This window comes from Brevibacillus sp. NRRL NRS-603, assembly GCF_003013445.1.
In the GTDB taxonomy this organism is placed as follows: Bacteria; Bacillota; Bacilli; order Brevibacillales; family Brevibacillaceae; genus Brevibacillus; species Brevibacillus formosus.
On sequence record NZ_PXZN01000105.1, the window covers coordinates 1 to 1469 of the forward strand.

Below are 1469 nucleotides of genomic sequence, written 5' to 3' on the forward strand. Positions count from 1 at the left end.
AGGCAGGCGAGGTGTAGTCGTGATCGCGGGGAACCATGACCAGCCTGAGCGGGTGCGGGCAGCAGCGCCGCTTGCCACAAAGCACGGGATCGTTTTGTTGGGGTTGCCGAAGGAAGCACCATTGCTGACACAGGAAACATCTTCTGAACGTGTGCAAATTGTGCAGGGAGGCCCGTCTTGGCTGGAAATGAAGATTCCTGGCTGTGCTGCGAATGCGGTAATTCTGGCCTTGCCTTATCCTTCTGAATCGCGATTAAAGGAGCTGTTGAGCGAAAGCTTTACCCAGGAGCAGATGCAGCTTGCTTTTTCCGAGCGTATTGCTCAATTGCTTGCTGATCTGTCTGTTCATTTTCGTGAGGATACGGTCAATTTGGTTACGAGCCACTTGTTTGTCATGGGCGGTAAGGAAACAGATTCCGAGCGACCGATTCAAATTGGGGGAGCGTTGACTGTATCGCCGCAGGCTTTTCCGAAGAACGCTGATTATGTGGCGCTCGGCCACCTCCATCGATTGCAAAAGCTCAGTGACAAGCCGTTGGTGCGTTACAGCGGCTCACCGATTTCGTACAGCTTTTCCGAAGCAGGTCAGAGCAAGGCAGTCGTACTGGTCGAGGTGGAGCCAGGACAAGAAGTGCGTGAGGAGATCATTTATTTGACGAGTGCACGTCCATTGGCACGTTGGAGGGCGACAGAGGGAATCGAGCAAGTAGAGCGCTGGTTGGAAGAGGGACGCGATGCAGGGGCGTGGATTGACTTGGAGCTGCATGTATCAGGCGTGATCGACCCGGCAGAATTTCAGCGTGTCCGCAAGCTATCGGATGATTTCTTGAAAATCCAGCGTGTTGTCGTAAGGGAAGAGCGTGAGGAAGAAGAGGAACAGCGGGTTGAGCTGACAGAGCTGACATCCGATCAATTATTCAAGCGCTTCTATGAACGGAAGAGGGGAGCAGAGCCGGATGAGCAGCTCGTGGCCTTGTTCCAGCGTCTATTGGCAGAAACCGGAGGAGAGGGGGAAGAAGAGTGAGACCGATACGATTGAAGCTGGCAGGGATGCACAGCTATCGAGAAATGCAAGAGGTCGATTTCGAAATGCTATGTCAGGCGGGACTGTTTGGGATATTTGGCCCGACTGGAAGCGGGAAATCGACGATCCTGGACGCAATCACGCTTGCGTTGTACGGGCAGGTCGTCCGGCTGGGCGGGGGTAACCATCCGAAAGAAGTGCTGAACCAGCTGGAGCAGCGTGTCTTCGTTTCCTTTACCTTTGAGCTGGGGACGGGCGATGAGCGCAAGCAATATACGGTGGAACGGGAATTTGGACTGGATAAAAAGGGGAACAAGCGACAGCCGGAAGTGAGGCTGATTCAGTCGGGAGCCTTGACCGGAGAGCCGGATGTTGTACTGGAGTCCAAAGCCACGTCCGCGACAGCCGCAATTGAGGCGCTGATTGGTCTCACTTTGCAGGACTT

2 protein-coding genes are annotated in these 1469 nt (G+C 54.3%); both read left to right on the top strand.

The genetic code is table 11. The features are described 5' to 3' along the window. On the top strand, positions 1-1024 hold a 1024-nt coding region (locus tag C7R94_RS28635; RefSeq protein ID WP_106785923.1), incomplete at its 5' end, for an exonuclease SbcCD subunit D C-terminal domain-containing protein. Next, positions 1021-1469: AAA family ATPase (locus C7R94_RS28640; protein WP_146142842.1), on the top strand; the 449-nt coding region annotated here is incomplete at its 3' end. The genes C7R94_RS28635 and C7R94_RS28640, both read left to right, overlap by 4 nt.